The sequence below is a fragment of the Burkholderia alba genome (genome assembly GCF_034721475.1).
GTDB lineage: Bacteria > Pseudomonadota > Gammaproteobacteria > Burkholderiales > Burkholderiaceae > Burkholderia > Burkholderia alba.
On sequence record NZ_JAWJWL010000144.1, the window covers coordinates 1 to 962 of the forward strand.

The 962-nt window shown below is 66.5% G+C and carries 1 protein-coding gene; it reads right to left on the bottom strand.

What is annotated here, in order from left to right:
• Window positions 1-962, bottom strand: a 962-nt coding sequence (locus tag RZR99_RS32900; RefSeq protein WP_323123838.1) for an AMP-binding protein, incomplete at both ends; no start/stop codon positions are given.

The following is a 962-nucleotide window of genomic DNA, read 5'->3' on the forward strand; positions in this document are numbered from 1 at the left end:
GCCGCTTCGCGTACGCCCGCGCACTGCCTCAGCACCGCTTCGATCTCGCCCAGTTCGATCCGCTGGCCGCGCAGCTTCACCTGCTGATCCAGTCGGCCCAGGAATTCCACCGTGCCGTCCACCCTCATCCGGCACAAGTCGCCGCTGCGGTATTGCCTCGATCCCGGCTCGCCGTACGGGTCCGGCACGAATCGTTCGGCCGTCAGGCCGGCTCTGCCCAGATAACCCCGTGCCACCGTCGGACCGCCGATGCAAAGTTCGCCCAAGCCGCCTGCCGGCGCCTCATCTCCGAATGCGTCGATCACGCGCGCCGTGCGGCCCGGATACGGTTGGCCGATCGGCACCGTCACCTGTTGCGCGTCCGAGGCTTGCGTTGCCCGGTACAGTGCCGCAACCGTCGTTTCCGTCGGGCCGTACAGGTTGTCCAACCGGATATCCGTCAGCGGGCCTTCCTGCCAGCGCCGCAACGCATCGCCCGGCAGCGCTTCGCCGCCGACCGTCACTTGGCGCAGCGCCAGTTGATCCCTGGCCGGCGCGTGTCGCTGCCATTGCTGCCACAACGCGGTCGGAATCCGCGCGAACGTCACCTGACGTTCGACCAGCCGATCGCTCAGGCTTTGCAGATCCCACGGTTGAACACCGCGCATCTCGACCGTCGCGCCGCGCAGCAGCGCCGGCAGCGTCTCGTGCAGCGCCACGTCGAAGTTGATCGTCGACGAGTGCAGCACCGTGTCTTGAGCGCTGATCCGATAGGTATCGAGGAAGTCCTGCAGGTGAGTCCACAACGCGCCGTGACTCACGCCCACGCCCTTCGGCCTGCCGGTCGATCCCGACGTGTACAGCACGTATGCCAGCTGATCCGGGTGCAATGAGGCAGGAATATCGGGCACCGATGCATCGTCCGTACTCGAAGGCTTGCCACTGGCATCCCGCACGGTTCCGACATCGAGCACCTGACAACC